General features: G+C 49.6%; 15 protein-coding genes and 1 other RNA gene. 8 read left to right on the top strand and 8 right to left on the bottom strand.

Annotation, left to right across the window (positions count from 1 at the left end; translation table 11 throughout):
- Positions 1 to 106: 106 nt before the first annotated feature.
- Positions 107 to 1,678 carry a galactarate dehydratase gene (gene garD / locus AC2FAK_RS16580; protein WP_058680264.1) on the bottom strand — a complete coding sequence of 524 codons (1,572 nt, stop codon included), beginning with the start codon at positions 1,676 to 1,678 and terminating at the stop codon, positions 107 to 109.
- Positions 1,679 to 2,030: 352 nt separating this feature from the next.
- On the opposite strand from garD, the gene garL reads away from it, so the two are divergent.
- The 8 genes from garL to pflB all read left to right on the top strand — a co-directional run bounded on the left by garL (position 2,031) and on the right by pflB (position 11,758).
- A complete protein-coding gene (gene garL / locus AC2FAK_RS16575) occupies positions 2,031 to 2,801 on the top strand; it encodes a 2-dehydro-3-deoxyglucarate aldolase (protein ID WP_095455383.1) in 771 nt (256 codons plus the stop codon).
- Between the two features lie 21 nt (positions 2,802 to 2,822).
- Positions 2,823 to 3,713, top strand: a complete 891-nt coding sequence (gene garR / locus AC2FAK_RS16570; RefSeq protein ID WP_095455384.1) for a 2-hydroxy-3-oxopropionate reductase — start codon at positions 2,823 to 2,825, stop codon at positions 3,711 to 3,713.
- Positions 3,714 to 3,772: 59 nt separating this feature from the next.
- An RNA gene (gene rnpB, locus AC2FAK_RS16565) (RNase P RNA component class A) lies at positions 3,773 to 4,151 on the top strand.
- Positions 4,152 to 4,838: 687 nt separating this feature from the next.
- Positions 4,839 to 5,759, top strand: a complete 921-nt coding sequence (tdcA, locus tag AC2FAK_RS16560; protein ID WP_038983586.1) for a transcriptional regulator TdcA — start codon at positions 4,839 to 4,841, stop codon at positions 5,757 to 5,759.
- Positions 5,760 to 5,878: 119 nt separating this feature from the next.
- Positions 5,879 to 6,868: a bifunctional threonine ammonia-lyase/L-serine ammonia-lyase TdcB gene (gene tdcB / locus AC2FAK_RS16555; RefSeq protein ID WP_038983796.1), complete on the top strand. Its 990-nt coding sequence runs from the start codon at positions 5,879 to 5,881 to the stop codon at positions 6,866 to 6,868.
- Between the two features lie 9 nt (positions 6,869 to 6,877).
- Positions 6,878 to 8,209: a threonine/serine transporter TdcC gene (gene tdcC / locus AC2FAK_RS16550; RefSeq protein ID WP_013098878.1), complete on the top strand. Its 1,332-nt coding sequence runs from the start codon at positions 6,878 to 6,880 to the stop codon at positions 8,207 to 8,209.
- A 30-nt stretch (positions 8,210 to 8,239) separates the two neighbouring features.
- Positions 8,240 to 9,448: a propionate kinase gene (gene tdcD / locus AC2FAK_RS16545; protein ID WP_095455385.1), complete on the top strand. Its 1,209-nt coding sequence runs from the start codon at positions 8,240 to 8,242 to the stop codon at positions 9,446 to 9,448.
- 15 nt (positions 9,449 to 9,463) lie between these two features.
- A complete protein-coding gene (gene pflB / locus AC2FAK_RS16540) occupies positions 9,464 to 11,758 on the top strand; it encodes a formate C-acetyltransferase (RefSeq protein WP_095455386.1) in 2,295 nt (764 codons plus the stop codon).
- Positions 11,759 to 11,844: 86 nt separating this feature from the next.
- On the opposite strand, the gene AC2FAK_RS16535 is transcribed toward pflB, so the two are convergent.
- From AC2FAK_RS16535 to tssI, 7 genes are all read right to left on the bottom strand, one after another.
- Complete coding sequence (locus tag AC2FAK_RS16535; protein WP_023621429.1) at positions 11,845 to 12,129, bottom strand: type VI secretion system PAAR protein; 285 nt, start codon at positions 12,127 to 12,129, stop codon at positions 11,845 to 11,847.
- Positions 12,130 to 12,243: 114 nt separating this feature from the next.
- Positions 12,244 to 13,209, bottom strand: a complete 966-nt coding sequence (locus AC2FAK_RS16530) for a hypothetical protein (protein ID WP_141236776.1) — start codon at positions 13,207 to 13,209, stop codon at positions 12,244 to 12,246.
- A gap of 284 nt (positions 13,210 to 13,493) precedes the next feature.
- Entirely contained in the window at positions 13,494 to 14,372 is an 879-nt protein-coding gene (locus AC2FAK_RS16525; RefSeq protein WP_095455388.1) for a hypothetical protein, read from the bottom strand.
- Positions 14,373 to 14,444: 72 nt separating this feature from the next.
- The gene (locus AC2FAK_RS16520; protein ID WP_028028053.1) at positions 14,445 to 15,395 is read right to left on the bottom strand and encodes a hypothetical protein; all 951 of its coding nucleotides are present in this window, start codon (positions 15,393 to 15,395) and stop codon (positions 14,445 to 14,447) included.
- Positions 15,346 to 16,938, bottom strand: coding sequence for a hypothetical protein (locus AC2FAK_RS16515; RefSeq protein ID WP_095455390.1), 1,593 nt, complete (start codon positions 16,936 to 16,938; stop codon positions 15,346 to 15,348). Before AC2FAK_RS16515 ends, AC2FAK_RS16520 begins: the two co-directional genes overlap by 50 nt.
- Before the next feature lie 18 nt (positions 16,939 to 16,956).
- Positions 16,957 to 17,766 (bottom strand): DUF4123 domain-containing protein, encoded by an 810-nt coding sequence (locus AC2FAK_RS16510; RefSeq protein WP_095455391.1) that lies wholly within the window; start codon positions 17,764 to 17,766, stop codon positions 16,957 to 16,959.
- A gap of 2 nt (positions 17,767 to 17,768) precedes the next feature.
- Positions 17,769 to 19,012: type VI secretion system tip protein TssI/VgrG (gene tssI / locus AC2FAK_RS16505; protein WP_485453321.1), on the bottom strand; the 1,244-nt coding region annotated here is incomplete at its 5' end.

The following is a 19,012-nucleotide window of genomic DNA, read 5'->3' as shown; positions in this document are numbered from 1 at the left end:
GGTATCTTAAAAATGAAAGAATCGAAATGAAAGGCAAGGATGCGAAAGAATCGAAAGCAAAAAAAAGCATGGCCGAAGCCATGCTATGGGAGGTTTTACAGTAAACTCACGTCACCGGTGCCGGGTTAAACACCGCCAGCTGATTGTGCAGCCCCCACTGGTCCGAGAAGGTTTTCTTCCTGCCGCTCGCCACATCCAGAATAAAGTGGAACAGCTTCCAGCCTACCTCTTCTATGCTCTCTTCCCCGGTGGCGATGGTGCCTGCGTTAATGTCCATTAGGTCATACCAGCGGTTAGCCAGCTCAGTGCGGGTGGCCATTTTAATCACAGGCACCGCCATCAGGCCGTACGGCGTACCGCGTCCGGTGGTAAAGACCTGCACCGTAATACCGGAAGCCACCTGCTGGGTGCCGCAAACAAAGTCACTGGCCGGGGTTGCCGCGTAGATCAGGCCGCGTTTCGTTGGGCGCTGGCCCGGCGAGAGGACTTCTACAATGGCACTTTGACCGGATTTGGCGATAGAGCCGAGCGCTTTTTCCACCACGTTCGCCAGACCCCCTTTTTTGTTCCCCGGAGATGGGTTGGCGCTGCGGTCGGTTTTTCCCATATCGAGGTAATTATCGTACCAGGCCATCTCTTCGAGCAGGCGTTTGCCCACCTCTTCGTTGATGGCGCGTGGCGTGAGCAGATGAATGGCATCTCGCACTTCTGTCACTTCAGAGAACATCACCGTGGCCCCGCAGCGAACAAACAGGTCGGAGGCATAACCCACCGCCGGGTTGGCGGTCACGCCGGAAAACGCATCGCTGCCGCCACATTGTGTACCAATCACCAGCTCGGAAGCCGGGCAGGTCTCACGTTGACGCGTATTGAGTTTAGCCAGATGACGCTCTGCAACCTCAAGGATATCGTCAACCATCGAACGGAAACCAACGTGGTGTTCGTCCTGCAGACGTACAATGCTGGCCTCGTCGGCCGGAATGGCTTTTACATCCTCGGTGCCCTGCAGCAAGCGCTCAGGCTGTAGCTTTTCACACCCCAGGCCTATCACCATCACTTCGCCACCAAAGTTCGGGTTCAGGGCGATATTGTGGATAGTTCGGATTGGCACCACGGCCGCAGGGGCATTGATCGCCACGCCGCAGCCGTAAAGGTGATTCAGCCCCACCACGCCATCAACGTTCGGGTACTTTGGCAGCAGATCGCGCTCGATGAGTTTCACCACATAATCCACCACGCCTGCCACACAGTGAACGCTGGTGGTAATGCCGAGCAGATTCTTGGTTCCAACGCTGCCGTCTGCGTTGCGATAGCCTTCAAAGGTGTACCCTTCCAGCGGTGGCAGCGGCTCCGGGACGCGGGTCGCCAACGGCAGGGTGTTCAACGGTGGGGCTTCTGGCAGCTCGACCAGAGACTCATCAATCCAGCTGCCTTGCGGAATGGCACGGACGGCATAGCCAATGACTTCACCATAACGCACGATTTCACCCTGGGCCGGGATATCCACCAGCGCCACTTTATGCCCCTGCGGAATATGTTCAATCAGCTCCAGGCCATCCGGGAAGCGGGTTCCGGCTTTTAAGCCATTGTCGTTCACAATAATTGCCACATTATCCGTGTCGTGAACTTTTATATAGAACGCCGTCGGCAACGCTTGTCGAATTTCAATGTCGGCCATTGTTCAATATTCTCCAGCAAAGAATCTGATAATAAATACAGCCAATTTTCTTATGGCAAAAATAAAAACGCAGCTTGCGAAAATAGAGCATGTCAGGAGACAGAGCGTGAGAATGTGATCGCGATCGCTCCCGAACCAGTAATGGCTGATTCTGTGCATCAGCGCCCAGTGGTTTGTGCATATGCTCAAAATATTATTGAAACAGAGCGTAACACTTGAGCATTAAAACAATGTGCTGCCGGAAAGTGGCGATTATACTGAATGACGATTTTATCACGCCGAAATAGAGAATAAATATAACGCTGGTAATAAATATACTGACCAGGGCTGCGGAATTAAAAAGGTAAATACGATGAATAACGCTATCTTCCCAAATAAATTTAAAGCGGCGCTTGCGGCGCACCAGATTCAAATTGGATGCTGGTCCGCACTGGCAAACCCAATCAGCACCGAAGTGCTGGGTCTGGCGGGGTTCGACTGGCTGGTGCTTGATGGCGAGCATGCGCCGAACGATATCAGCACCTTTATTCCGCAGCTGATGGCGCTCAAAGGCAGCCAGAGCGCGCCGGTGGTCCGCGTCCCCACGAACGAGCCGGTGATCATCAAGCGCCTGCTGGATATCGGCTTCTACAACTTCCTGATCCCGTTTGTTGAAACGCAGGAGGAGGCGGCACAGGCCGTGGAGTCAACACGCTATCCGCCGGAAGGGATCCGCGGTGTCTCCGTTTCGCATCGCGCCAACATGTTTGGCACCGTACCGGACTACTTTGCGCAGTCCAACAGCAACATCACCATTCTGGTACAGATTGAGAGTCAGCAGGGTGTCGATAACGTGGATGCCATCGCCGCCACCGAGGGCGTGGACGGCATTTTCGTCGGCCCAAGCGATCTGGCGGCCGCATTTGGGCACCTGGGCAATGCGGGTCACCCGGATGTGCAGCGCGCCATTCAGCACATCTTTGCCCGCGCCAAAGCGCACGGCAAACCGTGTGGCATTCTGGCGCCGGTTGAAGCAGACGCACGCCGCTATCTGGAGTGGGGCGCGACCTTCGTTGCCGTCGGCAGCGACCTCGGCGTATTCCGTTCTGCGACGCAGAAATTAGCGGACGCTTTTAAAAAATAACCATCTTGAGGAAAACAGATTATGACGCTGAAAGTGGGTTTTATTGGCCTCGGCATTATGGGCAAACCAATGAGTAAAAACCTCATCAAAGCAGGATACTCCCTGGTGGTTTCAGACCATAATTCGCAGGCCGTGGCCGAAGTGATGGCGGCTGGCGCAGAAACCGCCACCACAGCCAAAGCCATTGCAGAGCAGTGCGATGTCATTATCACCATGCTGCCAAACTCTCCACATGTTAAAGAGGTCGCGCTGGGTGAGAACGGCATTATCGACGGCGCGAAGCCGGGCCTGGTGTTGATCGACATGAGCTCCATCGCACCGCTGGCCAGCCGGGAAATCAGCGAGGCGCTGAAAGCGAAAGGCGTCGAGATGCTCGATGCCCCGGTGAGCGGCGGTGAACCGAAAGCCATCGACGGCACGTTGTCGGTCATGGTCGGCGGCGATAAGGCGATTTTCGACAAATACTACGAACTGATGAAAGCGATGGCCGCTTCCGTGGTGCACACCGGGGAGATTGGCGCGGGTAACGTAACCAAGCTGGCAAACCAGGTGATTGTGGCGCTGAATATTGCCGCCATGTCGGAGGCGCTCACTCTGGCCACCAAAGCGGGCGTCAACCCGGATCTGGTTTACCAGGCGATCCGCGGTGGGCTGGCGGGTAGCACGGTGCTGGACGCTAAAGCGCCGATGGTGATGGATCGTAACTTCAAACCCGGTTTCCGTATCGACCTGCACATTAAAGATCTGGCTAACGCGCTGGACACTTCTCACGGCGTAGGGGCCCAACTGCCGCTGACCGCCGCCGTCATGGAGATGATGCAGGCGCTACGTGCCGATGGTCTGGGCACCGCTGACCACAGTGCCATTGCGTGCTACTACGAAAAACTGGCGAAGGTGGAAGTCTCCCGTTAATTTCTGCTTCCCTACAACCAAGGGTGACAGCGGCGTGCAAACCCACTATACTGCGCGCCGAAGCTGACCAGACAGTCGCCGCTTCGTCGTCGTCCACCTTCGGGTGGAGACGGGCGGAGGGGAGGAAAGTCCGGGCTCCATAGGGCAGGGTGCCAGGTAACGCCTGGGGGGGAAACCCACGACCAGTGCAACAGAGAGCAAACCGCCGATGGCCCACGCAAGTGGGATCAGGTAAGGGTGAAAGGGTGCGGTAAGAGCGCACCGCGCGGCTGGTAACAGTCCGTGGCACGGTAAACTCCACCCGGAGCAAGGCCAAATAGGGGTTCACATGGTACGGCCCGTACTGAACCCGGGTAGGCTGCTTGAGCCAGTGAGCGATTGCTGGCCTAGATGAATGACTGTCCACGACAGAACCCGGCTTATCGGTCAGCTTCAACTTCTTAGAAAACCCCGCTTCGGCGGGGTTTTTGCTTAATGGGGTATGTACGCAGGGTAAGCGCAGCGCCACCCGGCAACCCCCCAAACGACACCAATTCTCATATTTGCGACATTAAGCACATTTCACTGTTTTCTCCATTCATTGCCGCTCTGCTGTCTAATCCCGATCGTTATCACAAAATTTACCGCTAAAAAATCCTGAATTCTGAGTATGATTAATTTGTTATGAATGTTAACTGGATGATCCCGGATGTTTTCTTATTTGATATGTATATTTTGAAATTAAAAACATTCACCCTAAGAATGTGTGACGTATTCCACTCTTTCCCGAACCTCTGTCAAATTATGCCCGTAAATTTCGAAAAACTGAAAGAATGTTTCACATGAATAATGGTTGTTTATTGTTCTTTAATTGCCTGAAAGATAGTCTTTATTGATTTTTTAAACGCAGCAAAATTTATCCGGGTTATCGCCATAAAATAAATTTATTACCGCCATTTTTGTTGATCAATATCAGCGTAATAGCGTATTTTATTGGTTGTATTTTATTGATTTAAAAGGTTTTTAATGGGGTTGGGTAGTTCATGGTAAGGGTACGAAAAGGCAAATTGTGAGTAACAGCACATACCCCCTGAAACAATATTGAGTAGAATCCACCCCGTCATAGGGAAATAAGCGCAGAATATTATGAACACTATTATTCTACCGAAAACACAGCACCTCGTGGTATTTCAGGAAGTCATTAAAAGTGGCTCCATAGGTTCTGCAGCAAGACAACTGGGTCTGACGCAACCCGCCGTCAGCAAAATTATCAGTGACATCGAATCTTACTTCGGTGTGGAAGTGATGGTGCGTAAAAACACGGGCGTAAAACTAACGGCGGCGGGCCAGGTTCTGCTCTCGTACTCAGAGTCGATCACCCGTGAGATGAAAAACATGGTGAGCGAGATTAACAGCCTCAGTTTCAGCACCGTCATGGACGTCTCGTTTGGTTATCCCTCGCTGATTGGCTTCACGTTCCTCTCTGAAATGATCAAAAAATTCAAGGAAGTGTTCCCGAAAGCGCGGGTCTCCATGTATGAAGCGCAGCTCTCTTCTTTCCTTCCCGCCATTCGTGACGGGCGGCTGGACTTTGCCATCGGCACGCTGAGTGATGAAATGCTGCTGCAGGATCTGCATGTCGAACCGCTGTTCGAGTCTGAATTTGTGCTGGTGGCCAGCAAATCACGAACGTGCACCGCCCCGACGACACTGGCATCGCTCACCCATGAACAGTGGGTGATGCCGCAAACCGACATGGGCTACTACAAAGAACTTCTGACCACCCTGCAAGACAACCACATCAGTATTGAAAACATCGTCCAGACCGATTCCGTCGTCACCATTTATAACCTTGTCCTCAATGCCGACTACCTGACGGTGATCCCCCGTGACATGATTGCGCCGTTCGGTTCAGACCAGTTTATTGTGCTGCCAGTGGAAGATGAATTACCGGTGGCACGCTATGCCGCCGTGTGGTCCAAAAATTACAGAATTAAAAAATCAGCGTCAGTGTTAGTTGAGCTGGCGAAACAATATGCGTCACTGACCAGTGAACGACGACGATGAATAATTAATTTTCAAATAAGTACTGCCTATTTTTTGAAAAACACCCCAGAGCTTATTTTAGCTGTGCTCTGATACCCTGACTTTGCCCGAAAAGAATGAATTATTATAACGAGGATATTATGCATATTACCTACGATCTCCCGGTAACCATTGAAGATATTCAGGACGCCAGAAAACGACTGGCAGGAAAGATATATAAAACCGGCATGCCGCGCTCGAATTATCTCAGCGAACGCTGTAAGGGTGAAATCTTTCTGAAGTTTGAAAATATGCAGCGTACCGGCTCCTTCAAAATTCGCGGCGCGTTCAATAAATTAAGCTCGCTGACCGATGCTGAAAGACGTAAAGGGGTTGTGGCCTGCTCTGCGGGAAACCATGCGCAGGGCGTCTCCCTTTCCTGTGCCATGCTCGGCATCGACGGCAAAGTGGTGATGCCGATGGGCGCGCCAAAATCCAAAGTTGCCGCCACGCGTGACTACTCGGCGGAAGTGGTGCTGCACGGCGAGAACTTCAACGACACGATCGCCAAAGTGAGCGAAATCGTTGAGATGGAAGGGCGTATTTTTATCCCGCCTTACGATGACCCGAAAGTGATCGCCGGCCAGGGCACGATCGGCCTCGAAATTCTCGAAGATTTATACGATGTGGATAACGTCATTGTGCCGATCGGCGGTGGCGGGTTAATTGCTGGCATCGCAACGGCAATAAAATCGATTAACCCGACCATTAATATTATCGGCGTGCAGTCTGAAAACGTTCACGGTATGGCGGCGTCGTATCAGGCGGGTGAAATTATTAACCATCGGGTTACCGGCACATTAGCAGACGGCTGCGACGTTTCTCGTCCGGGTAAATTAACCTTCGAAATTGTTCGTGAATTAGTCGACGACATTGTGCTGGTCAGCGAAGACGATATTCGCAACAGCATGATTGCGTTAATTCAGCGAAACAAAGTGGTGACCGAAGGGGCGGGGGCGCTGGCCTGCGCGGCGTTATTGAGCGGCAAGCTCGACCATTATATTCAGGGGCGCAAAACCGTCTGCATTATTTCCGGCGGCAATATCGATCTCTCTCGTGTTTCCCAAATTACCGGCTTCGTTGACGCATAAGGATGACCTATGAGCAACACTGAAAGCATTATCGTTGGCCAGACAAAAACGTCCTCCTGGCGTAAGTCAGACACCACCTGGACGCTGGGATTGTTTGGTACCGCCATTGGCGCAGGCGTGCTGTTCTTCCCTATACGTGCAGGTTTTGGCGGCTTGATCCCTATCCTGCTGATGCTGCTTCTCGCGTTCCCGATTGCGTTCTACTGCCACCGCGCGCTGGCGCGTCTGTGCCTGTCCGGTAGCAACGTTTCCGGCAATATTACCGAAACGGTGGAGGAGCATTTTGGTAAAACAGGCGGAGTGGTCATCACGTTCCTCTACTTCTTCGCCATTTGCCCGCTGCTGTGGATTTACGGCGTCACCATTACCAACACCTTTATGACCTTCTGGGAAAACCAGCTCCAGATGCCGGCGCTAAACCGCGGCGTGGTAGCGCTGTTCCTGCTGCTGCTGATGGCCTTTGTGATCTGGTTCGGTAAAGACCTGATGGTGAAGGTCATGAGCTATCTGGTATTCCCGTTTATCGCCAGTCTGGTGCTGATTTCCCTGTCGCTGATCCCTTACTGGAACTCGGCGGTGATCGACCAGGTTAACCTGAGCGATATCGCCTTCACCGGCCATGACGGCATACTGGTGACGGTGTGGCTGGGGATCTCCATCATGGTCTTCTCCTTTAACTTCTCACCAATTGTCTCCTCGTTTGTGGTCTCCAAGCGCGAAGAGTACGAACCGGAGTTCGGTAAAGACTTCACCGAGCAGAAATGCTCCAGAATCATCGGCCGCGCCAGCCTGCTGATGGTCGCCGTGGTGATGTTCTTCGCCTTTAGCTGCCTGTTTACGCTCTCTCCGCAGAACATGGCTGATGCCAAAGCGCAGAACATTCCGGTGCTCTCTTATCTGGCGAACCATTTTGCGTCGATGTCAGGCACCAAATCGACGTTTGCGACGGTGCTGGAATACGGCGCCTCTATCATCGCGCTGGTCGCAATCTTCAAATCTTTCTTCGGCCATTATCTGGGCACGCTGGAAGGGCTGAACGGCCTGATCCTGAAGTTCGGGTATAAGGGCGATAAGAAGAAGGTCTCGGTGGGCAAACTGAACACCATCAGCATGGTCTTCATCATGGGCTCCACCTGGGTTGTCGCGTATGCCAACCCGAACATTCTGGACCTTATTGAGGCCATGGGAGCACCCATCATCGCTTCTCTGCTGTGTCTGCTGCCGATGTATGCCATCCGCAAAGCCCCGGCAATGGCGAAGTATAAGGGCAGACCCGAGAACATCTTCGTCACCGTTGTCGGCCTGCTGACCATCCTGAATATCGTTTACAAACTGTTCTAAATCAATGCTCAGGAAGAGCGGAGTCACACCATGATTGAGTTTCCGGTTGTACTGGTTATTAACTGCGGTTCGTCCTCTGTTAAGTTTTCAGTGCTCGATGCCAGCAGCTGCGATGCCCTGATGACGGGCATTGCCGACGGTATCAACACTGAAAAAGCCTTTATTTCCGTGAACGGGGGTGAGCCAGCCACACTGGCTCACCATGACTACGAAGGGGCGCTGGCTGCCATCGCCCTGGAGCTGGGGAAGCGTGACCTGATGAGCAGCGTGGCCTTAATTGGCCACCGCATTGCCCACGGCGGTGAACGCTTCAGCGAGTCGACCCTTATCACGGAGCAGGTTATCAACGAGATCCGCCAGGTTTCTTCTCTGGCACCACTGCACAACTACGCCAACTTAAGCGGTGTGGAAGCGGCGGAACGCCTGTTCCCTAACGTTCAGCAGGTGGCGGTGTTTGACACCAGTTTCCATCAGACGCTGCCGCCGCAGGCGTATCTTTACGGGTTGCCGTACCGCTATTTTGAGGAGCTGGGCGTGAGGCGCTACGGTTTTCACGGTACTTCCCACCGCTACGTTGCCGGGCAGGCGCATGCGCTTCTCGGACTTTCACCGGACGACAGCGGGTTAGTGATTGCCCACCTGGGTAATGGCGCGTCGATTTGCGCGGTTCGTAATGGCAAAAGCGTCGATACCTCGATGGGGATGACGCCGCTGGAAGGGCTGATGATGGGCACGCGCTGTGGCGACGTGGATTTTGGCGCGATGTCGTGGATTGCCCAGCAAACCGGCCAGTCGTTCGAGGATCTGGAGCGTGTGGTTAACAAAGAATCTGGTTTGCTGGGGGTCTCCGGGATTTCCGCCGATCTCAGGACGCTGGAAAAAGCCTGGCGCGAGGGAAATCCGCGGGCGCAGCTGGCGATAAACACCTTTGTGCACCGCATTGCACGGCATATCGCCGGCCACGCGGCGTCGCTGCATCGCCTGGACGGGGTGGTGTTTACCGGAGGGATTGGCGAGAACTCTACGCTCATCCGCAGGCTGGTAGCAGAACATCTCAAGGTCTTTGGCCTCATCCTCGACGAGACCCGCAACGCCCTGCCTGGCAGCGCGGGTGAACGCATCATCAGCGCCGATACGTCCCGCGTGGCGTGTGCGGTGATCCCTACCAATGAAGAAAAAATGATCGCGCTGGACGCCCTCCGTCTTGGGAAGGTTACCCCGGCTGCGGCTTACGCCTGACAGAGCGAGAATCTCATGAAAGTAACGATTGATACGCGCGTTGCGCCCTACAGCGACGCATGGGCCGGGTTTCGCGGTGAAGAATGGAAAGATGCCGTTAACGTGCGCGATTTTATTCAGCATAACTACACCCCTTATGAAGGCGACGAAACTTTCCTCGCGCAGGCGACGCCAGCAACGACGGCGCTGTGGCAAAAGGTGATGGTGGGGATTCGCCAGGAAAATGCCACCCACGCCCCGGTGGATTTCGATACCAACATCGCCACCACCATTACCGCTCACGGACCGGGCTATATCGACCGGGAGCTGGAGACCATCGTCGGCCTGCAAACCGATAAGCCGCTCAAGCGCGCCCTGCATCCGTATGGTGGGATCAACATGATCCGCAGCTCGTTTGAAGCCTACGGCCGCGAGATGGATCCGCAGTTCGAATACCTGTTTACCGACCTGCGTAAAACCCATAACCAGGGCGTGTTTGACGTCTACTCGCCGGAGATGATGCGTTGCCGTAAATCGGGCGTACTGACCGGGCTGCCGGACGGCTACGGACGCGGGCGCATCATCGGCGACTACCGCCGCGTGGCGCTGTACGGCATCAGCTATCTGGTGCGTGAACGTGAACTGCAGTTCGCGGATCTGCAGCCGAGACTGGAACGCGGCGAGGATCTGGAGGCGACGATCCGCCTGCGCGAAGAGCTGGCGGAGCATAAGCGTGCGCTGCTGCAGATCCAGCAGATGGCGGCGAACTACGGCTTTGATATCTCGCGTCCGGCGATGAACGCGCAGGAAGCGGTGCAGTGGCTGTACTTTGCCTACCTGGCCGCGGTGAAATCCCAGAACGGTGGGGCGATGTCGCTGGGGCGTACCGCGTCATTCCTCGATATCTACATTGAGCGCGACATGCAGGCCGGGCGGCTGAATGAAGTTCAGGCACAGGAGCTGATCGACCACTTCATCATGAAGATCCGCATGGTGCGCTTCCTGCGTACGCCGGAGTTCGACACGCTCTTCTCTGGCGATCCGATCTGGGCGACAGAGGTGATCGGCGGAATGGGGCTGGACGGCCGCACGCTGGTGACCAAAAACAGCTTCCGCTACCTGCACACGCTGCACACCATGGGGCCTGCGCCAGAGCCAAACCTGACGATCCTGTGGTCTGAACAACTGCCGATCGCGTTCAAGAAATACGCCGCGCAGGTCTCGATTGTCACCTCGTCGCTGCAGTATGAGAACGACGATCTGATGCGTGCCGACTTCAACAGCGACGACTACGCTATTGCCTGCTGCGTCAGCCCGATGGTGATCGGCAAGCAGATGCAGTTCTTTGGTGCCCGCGCCAACCTGGCGAAAACGTTGCTGTATGCGATCAACGGCGGGGTGGATGAGAAGCTGAAGATCCAGGTCGGGCCGAAAACCGCGCCGCTGCTGGACGAGGTGCTGGACTACGACACCGTGATGGCGAGCCTGGATCACTTTATGGACTGGCTGGCGGTGCAGTACATCAGCGCGCTGAATCTCATTCACTACATGCATGATAAGTACAGCTACGAAGCCTCGCTGATGGCGCTGCACGATCGGGACGTCTACCGCACCATGGCCTGCGGTATCGCCGGACTGTCGGTGGCCGCCGATTCCCTGTCGGCCATTAAATATGCGACGGTGAAACCGGTGCGCGACCATACCGGTCTGGCGGTCGATTTTGTCATTGAAGGGGATTATCCGCAGTACGGTAACAACGACGATCGGGTGGACAGCATCGCCTGTGACCTGGTGGAGCGCTTTATGAAGAAAATTCAGGCGTTACCAACCTATCGTAACGCGGTACCGACCCAGTCGATCCTGACCATCACCTCGAACGTGGTGTACGGCCAGAAGACCGGCAACACGCCAGACGGACGCCGGGGCGGCACGCCGTTTGCGCCGGGTGCCAACCCAATGCACGGACGTGACAGAAAAGGGGCAGTGGCGTCGTTAACCTCGGTTGCCAAGTTGCCGTTCACCTACGCCAAGGATGGGGTCTCTTACACCTTCTCCATCGTGCCGCAGGCGCTGGGCAAGGACGAGCTGGTACGCAAAACCAACCTTGTGGGGCTGCTGGACGGGTACTTCCACCACGAAACAGCCATCGAGGGCGGGCAGCATCTGAACGTCAACGTCATGAACCGGGAAATGCTGCTGGATGCCATTGCGCACCCGGAAAATTACCCGAACCTGACGATCCGCGTTTCGGGGTATGCGGTGCGCTTTAATGCCCTGACGCGTGAGCAGCAGCAGGATGTGATTTCAAGGACGTTTACGCAGGTGATGTGACGGTCATTAATATTAAAGCCCTCTTTAAATAAAGTGGGCTTTCCTTGTATGTTTTATTTCGCTAATTCAGGATTAATATAGATAAGTTAGCCAATATTGACTGTTCCACTTCCAATAACGACGCCACCACAGTCGATGGCATCTCCTGTTCTTGCTGCAGGTAAACCATCGATAAATACGGTGGGTGAACCACTGGCGATTTTACGAGGATGTGGAGGGTGGAGAAGTTTGGCATGGGGTGTTAAGGGATCTCCTAATCTGGCAGCGGGTAACCCATCAAAAGATACCGTTGGTGAGCCGGCAGTAATAACGGTTTCATGATAGCCGTCATGTTGGGTGCCTATGTCGGCGAGTTTGGCTGCTAATGGCATATGCTTCTCCTCTGCGAGGCAATAGCGGCGGAAAATGTAAGATAACCGGTAAAATGAACATCTCAACAATCATCGTCTTACCGGATGCCCAAGGGGAGTATATAATTTGAGTAATTACGTAACAGGGATAAATTTTCCGTTAATCAGAGAAAATATCGGAGCATAAGAACTCATGGCTTCCTGTCCATCTTCATCTATAAATCTGTAGGTCAAGGGTGAGTATACGGGCTTTGATTTATTATATAATTGCACCATGCGCCCCTTATTCATTACCCGAACTGCGTAATCCCCCCATTTTATGGGAAGTATTCTGGCTTTTCCTCCCTCCAATTCTTCTTTTGTATACAGTGAAAGCAGGATGGCATCTTCGCTGTCGCCAGTTGTGGCTGACCACGCTTTCAGCGCCTCACTATCAAACGCTTTAAGCCGGTCCCGATTCCGGCTGTTAATGATTTCAGCCATTTCGATATAGGCTGCTTTTAGCTTCTGCAACTGCTCATCACTGCCGGTGAACGGGGTTGCTCTGGTCCAGCGCCATTCAGGAAGCCCTTCCACCGTAACTTTTTGTGTAAACTGATATATTTTCATCTCTTTCGGGAAATAGGTTTCATCAAAATAATCCGGGTCAATAAATCCGGGCTCTGCCTGTTCCGCCAAAATCTCTTTTCGGACCACGGGATGGACATTGTCCGGCTGTGCTTCAGGTATTCCCTGCTGATTAATTGACACTTTTATTGATGACAGAATGGTCTCATCCTGTTTCACAAAGCGAACCAGATCCAGACTGCATTCTGCCTGTGGTGTAAACCGCGCCCGTTCTTCTGTGCTGGCAGGTTTATCAGAAAACCACCCCAGTGCGCCCATCTCCAGACTGATTTCATTTTCACCATTTTCCATAAGCATCATGGCATTCGTACTGGATGTTGCGGTGCCTGTTGAGTCGCCATTTTCCGCCCATGCAGATCGCCGGTTACTGTATCCCGTGACGCCATTGGTTTTGATGGCGCAGTATGATTCCTGAATACTGAACCGGCTGCGAATTTTTTGTGGTTCACCACCTTTATAAAGCACTGCTCCCATGATACCTCCCGATAGTAAAACAACCGATACCAGATATTCTATCTTCATATATACAAGGCCTTCTTTTTTATGGGGTTTTATCTTTCTCAACCAATATTGAGTGCGTTGCTATTAATATTCCTTTCGTCACAATTTCTAGCATTGCCAGTTTTTGCCGCAGGAAATCGATCAATTGATATTATAGATGAACAGGTAGTTATGACGGTTTCATGATAGCCATTATATTGAGTTCCTTTTTCATAACGTTTGCAGCGAGTGACATGACTTTTCCTTTTTTTGTAGAATCATCTAACTATAACTATTTTCCCATTTATAATGGAAAGGTATGGTGTGAAAGAATATACAATTTCATTATCTTTATTTTTAAGCCTCAATGGGGAGTTTTCATAAATTCCATTAGATAATCTAAATACCCGACCATTGCAATAGGTTGTGAGCCTGTATTCATCCCATTCTAAATCTATAGGTGTTAAATCCTTGTCAAGGATATTTTTAGAAAGTTCATATGATTCAAAGACAATATCTGGTGAAATGCCCTCTGCCTCACCCATTTCATTACTTGAAATAGCTGCCATTTGCCTTAGTGTCTTTATATTTCTATCTTTCATTGCTCTCCACAGTATCCGATAAAAGTTTTGAATTTCAGGTATGTCTTTTTCCGTTACCGTTCTGTCCGAATTTACCCAAGACCATTTTTTTATGCCGTTAAATTCGATGTCGCGATAAAATCTTTGTAAATAAAGCCAGTCGTCTTCTTTCTTCTGCTCTTCGATAATGCGCCCCTCGTGTTCGAACCCATCAAAATTTGTTGATGTTGTTGCTATGATATTTTTATTGGCATCAACGGATAGTTTGAAAGTCGTCACATTTTGACTGGAATTAATTGTGTCTTTTGTGATTGTAAGTTCACATTCTGAATCAGAGTAAAGTGTTTCCTTATTTTGTGGGTCAATAGATCCCATCAATACTTCAACTGTATTTTTACCATTTTCGATAAATGATGTAATGTTGTCACCTGCTGCTATTGTGCCACTTGAAAAAGTAAAATTATCAAAAATAGGAAAACCATTTATTCTGACCATACAAGCACTGCGTTTTGTTTTGAAATAAATAAGATACTTGATGTTATCTCTGGCATTCTCCTTGGCTTGAGTAAAATTCATCGTGGAAATTATCATAAAATAAATAATGGGAATGCATTTTTTAAATTAAAAATTGTCATAAATGCCTCATTATTATCTTACGATAATTATTTTATTATTTATTTTGGCAAGATAAGGATCGTAGGAGAATACTATTTTACCTTCCTTATTTTTTAATCTTAATGGAGAATTCTGATAGATTCCGGTCGTCAATCTAAATACTCGGCCACCACAGTAAGTAGTGATTTTATATTTGTCCCACTCTAACTGTACCGGCGTTAAATTTTGGTCAAGAATGCTTTGGGGTAAATCATATGACTCGAAAACTATATCCGGTGAGATACCTTCAGCTTCACCCATTTCTTTGCTAGAAGTGTCAGCCAATTTCTTCAGTGCATCAATGTTTCTATCTTTCATCGCCTGCCAAATTTTACGGTATGTATCTTGAATAGCTGGTAAATCCATTTCCGATACTATTCTGTCAGCATCCACCCAAGACCATTTTTTAATGTTATTAAACTGAATATCGCGATAAAATCGATGTAAAAATAACCTTTTATCTTCTGGCAATTGCTCCTCGATAATCGATCCCTCATGTTTTCCTCCATCATAATTAGATGATGAGGTTGCGATGATATTTTTTTTGTTGTCTACAGATAATTTAATTGTTGTCACGTTTTCACTCGAATTAATCGTGTCTTTTGTAATGGTGAATTCACATTCTGAATCAGAGAAGAGGGTGTCTTTATCTTGAGAATCTATGGAACCCATCAATACTTCAACACGATTTTTTCCATTTTCAATAAAAGATGTAATATTGTCACCCGCTGCAATTGTCCCGCTTGAATATATAAAGTTATCAAAGATGGGAAACCCATTGACTCTAACCATACATGCACTACGTTTTGTTTTAAATGATACCAGGTATTTTATACTATTCATTGTTTCAGCCTTTAATGGGATAAATGTAGATATTAACACCAATGAGATAATGCTATATAAAATGAAAGCGATATGTTGATTCATTTTTTTTAAGTTTATCATGAATTATCCACTCCTTTTTCTTTCCTTCAGTGTGTTTTGTTGAGTTGCGAAATTCTTCCTCAGTGCTTTGTTTCTCTTCACCTTTAGTTATGCCGACTGAACTTCCAACACCAACCTCAGCCCTAACTCCATTATGATAAAATATCATCTCAATATTATTCTGTGCAGTTAAATCGAAAGCAATTAACCCTTCAGCAATTGCTTTTGCATAAACCTCAAAAGCCCCCTCAAAAAAGTATATCTTGACACCAGCCCGAGCATTCGCTTCCAGAGAAAGCCCTAACTTTACCTCATTGGTTCCATCCACTCGCCATTTCCAGTCGTTGCTTGCCGTTGATTCATAAATAAGTGAAAGGTTAATAGTACCGGAAGCAATCAGATCGAACTTCAATCCCAGGTAGGCACCGTTATCACCATTTTTAACTGAGTTCTCACGTGCAGCGAGCTGTTGTCTGATGACATCACTGACATTTGCAGCACCATACCAGGCTGCAAATGCCTGCAACAAATCAAACGTCATTCTGAGTCCAATCAGCGGTGACAAGCCAACGGATACTTTGCCTTTCATATAAACTGAATGGCTGCCTTTATCTTCTGTCAGAACGGCGCTACCACCTATGACCAGTTTTGGATATAAAATATCTGTATTTAGTATCTTATATTTTGTACCGGCTCCTTCTTTTGTTGAAAGGGCCTTGCCAACGAGATCCAGTGCTCTGGTAGCATCCTGTAATAGCGTTAATTCTTTAGCTTTTCTTTTAAAATCAATCTTTAATTTCTGGCTAAATTCATGTCTTGGCATGGAAGCGAGTTTATAAGACATCGTCCCATCGATATCCAATGCATCCGTAATTGAATACCTCGGACGCTGAGTCCATCCTCTGACACCTCGTTTTTCTTGTCCTGCTTCTCTGTTCTTTTTACGCTGCTGAGACTTTAGTTCATCATCGCTGTACTCAGTAACTTTATCCGTCAGGCCAATTTTTACATCAATTTTCCAGTCATAACTGGGATAGACATTAATGGCACACCATATTCTTTTATGTGGTGTAAGATTAAACATTTCTTTTACACCGTCCATGAAAGTAATGCTTTCTTCAACAAGTGGATCGCCATAACACTGGCCAATGCGTAAAAGGTATTTGTTTTTAGGAAGTAAGGCTAAAGCGCTGTTTTGAGAGAGGATGTATTTATTTATAAAAAAAATGGAATTAAGAGATGACAGATCGCTCACTCCAGCCTTGTTATATGTTACTGAGTACTCTGTTGTTCCGTTTACAACTTTCTTTAATGTGTCCTTTTTGTTTAAATCGTAAATAATACCATTTGGACATTCGGGGTTATGGGAGACGCAGCTTTTCCCTGTTAGTGATAAGGTTAGAGAGACCGGTTTTTCCTTTGCATTGATAACATCAATGCTTGAGAAAAATTCGTCTTGCTTATATTCATAAACATTTTTATCTAAACTCATTTTAAATGAGTGGATGCAAGTATCCGGGTTCTTGCAGTTACAAGTTGGTGAAGCAGCAGTCAGGCTTGTCATAATTTTCCTTAATAATACTTACAGAGGAACATCACCCAGTTCCTGAATCAGAAGCTTTTCTGCCTTGAAAACACCTTCTTCGTTCTCAACACAAAGTATCTCTTTGAATTTTTGCGGTATCGCACCAACCGCAAGACAACGTTGCTTGTAAAAAAGGAAAAGCAGGCCACGAATACTACGATCATCCGTTATTTTTTGTTCTTTTAACCAGTCAAAGGTATCTTCAATAATTGCCCTGTCTATATTTTCAGATGATTCACCCCATGAATGGATTAACTTAATAACGTTATTAATATATCGCTGTTTGTAAATATGATTTAACATTTGTATCTGAGTAGATGATATTTTCATCATCTTTTGTCGAACAATACTTTCACTCGGGTATTTTGTCTTTAAAGTTTTAAAATCTTCCTCATTAAGCTCGCTATTCCATACGGATATAAATTTATCAACGGGCCCTACAAAAAGATACTTCTCCCATTCAGTTAAGATAGAAAGAAAATCCCAGATATTTCTTGGGTCGTAAAAACGGAGTAAAACAGGTTTAGGTTGTTCTGGAATCAATACCTGCAAATATTTTCTCAAATGTTGTCTCAAGCCATTCATGGTCGTTTTTGTTATAATAAAAATACCCCACGGCGTAACTTTCGATTGTAACCATTCCTCGACTTCAGAAGTAACTTCTACAAGGTAAGGGGCTAGTTTGATTAAATCTGGCTGTATCGGTTCGGCATACAGGCAGCAATGCGGAGGGTTTATTCTTTTCAAAAAATCCAGCAGCCCTTCCTCAATAGCGCCATCAATAATGGCATACCGTATCGCTTCCATTATTATTCCTCCTTCGGACAATGTGACACGAACATTGAGCCGCTCCCTGCTGCTGCTTTTAGTATCACCGGGCGCATCGGTAAAATAACGTCACCGGGGTTTCCCCCTCCATTGAGGTTAATGCGGGGACCTCTGATATCGACTCCACCCGCATGTATTGCCACAAACGAACCACCTACCCGCAGGCTAATTTTACTGTTGCTCTGTAAAACAATATCCCCCTGTACACTGATGCCGAGAGCTCCGGCAACCTTCTGCGCCAGATCGCCTTTTACTTCAAGGCCGGTATTACCCTCAACCAGACTGAGATGATCTTTTGTTGTTTTATGATCCTGTTTCCCGTCGACAGTTACTTTCCGGTCATTGGCCACCACAAGCGATTCGTCATGACCAATGCTCACCGTCCGATCATAATTAACCCGTACGTCTTTACTGTTGAGCACTTTCACCTGCATGTTTTTCTGCGCATGTAAGAAAACTTCTTCGTTATCCGTGGCATCGTCAAACCGCAGCTCATTAAAGCCGTCGCCTTTGTAGGTCTTCGAGCGGATGGTCATCTGCGTTTTCGTGCCCGGCAGATCTCCCGGAGAGCGGTTATCTTCATGGTAGGTTCGGCCCATCACGATAGGCTGGTCCGGGTCGCCGTTAAGGAAGTCGACAATCACCTCCTGGCCCACACGGGGAATGGCGAGGTTACCGAATCCGGTTCCGGCCCAGGCCTGAGACACCCGTATCCAGCAGGAGCTGTCCTCCGTTCCGCCGTGATAACGGTCCCACAAAAACTTCACCCGTACCCGGCCGTGCTCATCGCAAAAGATTTCTTCACCCGCCGGACCGGTGACCACCGCGCTCTGCGGGCCATCCACCTTCGGTTTTTCCCGGAGGTCTGGCCGCCAGGTGCGGTCAGCCGGTATCACGGTAAAATCGTTGCTGAGCGAGGTTCCCTCTCCCTGGCTGCCGTGCTGCGCCTGCGGCTGGAGGCCCGTCAGTGTGCTGCTCACCACCTGCCACTCCCGGTTAAGGCCGTGCGTCGGGTGCCCTGTCAGGGTAAAGCGGGTGCCCGGCCACAGTCTGGCTGAATTACTGACGCAGGTGGCCATTTCGGCACCGTTGCGCCTGCCTTCCATTTTGTAGCGGGTGAAGTTCTGACCATGCTGTTCGTCCTTGAAACGTCCCGGATAATCAAAAATTTCGTACTGCGACAGCTGACCGTTCAGGTTGTCAGCTTCATGGGCATAGATACCCG

It is taken from the genome of Enterobacter cloacae complex sp. 394F7 (assembly GCF_057320385.1).
Note: the sequence above shows the minus strand (reverse complement) of the source record. Positions and strands in the feature narration are given on the sequence as shown.

What these genes read in the sequence shown, in the direction of transcription:
- AC2FAK_RS16535 (WP_023621429.1), bottom strand. Translation starts at nt 12,129, where the DNA reads ATGCCATTAGCAGCCAAACTCGCCGACATAGGCACCCAACATGACGGC.
- tdcA (WP_038983586.1), top strand. Translation starts at nt 4,839, where the DNA reads ATGAACACTATTATTCTACCGAAAACACAGCACCTCGTGGTATTTCAG.
- AC2FAK_RS16520 (WP_028028053.1), bottom strand. Translation starts at nt 15,395, where the DNA reads ATGATAAACTTAAAAAAAATGAATCAACATATCGCTTTCATTTTATAT.
- pflB (WP_095455386.1), top strand. Translation starts at nt 9,464, where the DNA reads ATGAAAGTAACGATTGATACGCGCGTTGCGCCCTACAGCGACGCATGG.
- garD (WP_058680264.1), bottom strand. Translation starts at nt 1,678, where the DNA reads ATGGCCGACATTGAAATTCGACAAGCGTTGCCGACGGCGTTCTATATA.
- AC2FAK_RS16510 (WP_095455391.1), bottom strand. Translation starts at nt 17,766, where the DNA reads ATGGAAGCGATACGGTATGCCATTATTGATGGCGCTATTGAGGAAGGG.
- tdcC (WP_013098878.1), top strand. Translation starts at nt 6,878, where the DNA reads ATGAGCAACACTGAAAGCATTATCGTTGGCCAGACAAAAACGTCCTCC.
- tdcB (WP_038983796.1), top strand. Translation starts at nt 5,879, where the DNA reads ATGCATATTACCTACGATCTCCCGGTAACCATTGAAGATATTCAGGAC.
- garR (WP_095455384.1), top strand. Translation starts at nt 2,823, where the DNA reads ATGACGCTGAAAGTGGGTTTTATTGGCCTCGGCATTATGGGCAAACCA.
- AC2FAK_RS16515 (WP_095455390.1), bottom strand. Translation starts at nt 16,938, where the DNA reads ATGACAAGCCTGACTGCTGCTTCACCAACTTGTAACTGCAAGAACCCG.
- tdcD (WP_095455385.1), top strand. Translation starts at nt 8,240, where the DNA reads ATGATTGAGTTTCCGGTTGTACTGGTTATTAACTGCGGTTCGTCCTCT.
- garL (WP_095455383.1), top strand. Translation starts at nt 2,031, where the DNA reads ATGAATAACGCTATCTTCCCAAATAAATTTAAAGCGGCGCTTGCGGCG.
- AC2FAK_RS16525 (WP_095455388.1), bottom strand. Translation starts at nt 14,372, where the DNA reads ATGAATTTTACTCAAGCCAAGGAGAATGCCAGAGATAACATCAAGTAT.
- AC2FAK_RS16530 (WP_141236776.1), bottom strand. Translation starts at nt 13,209, where the DNA reads ATGGGAGCAGTGCTTTATAAAGGTGGTGAACCACAAAAAATTCGCAGC.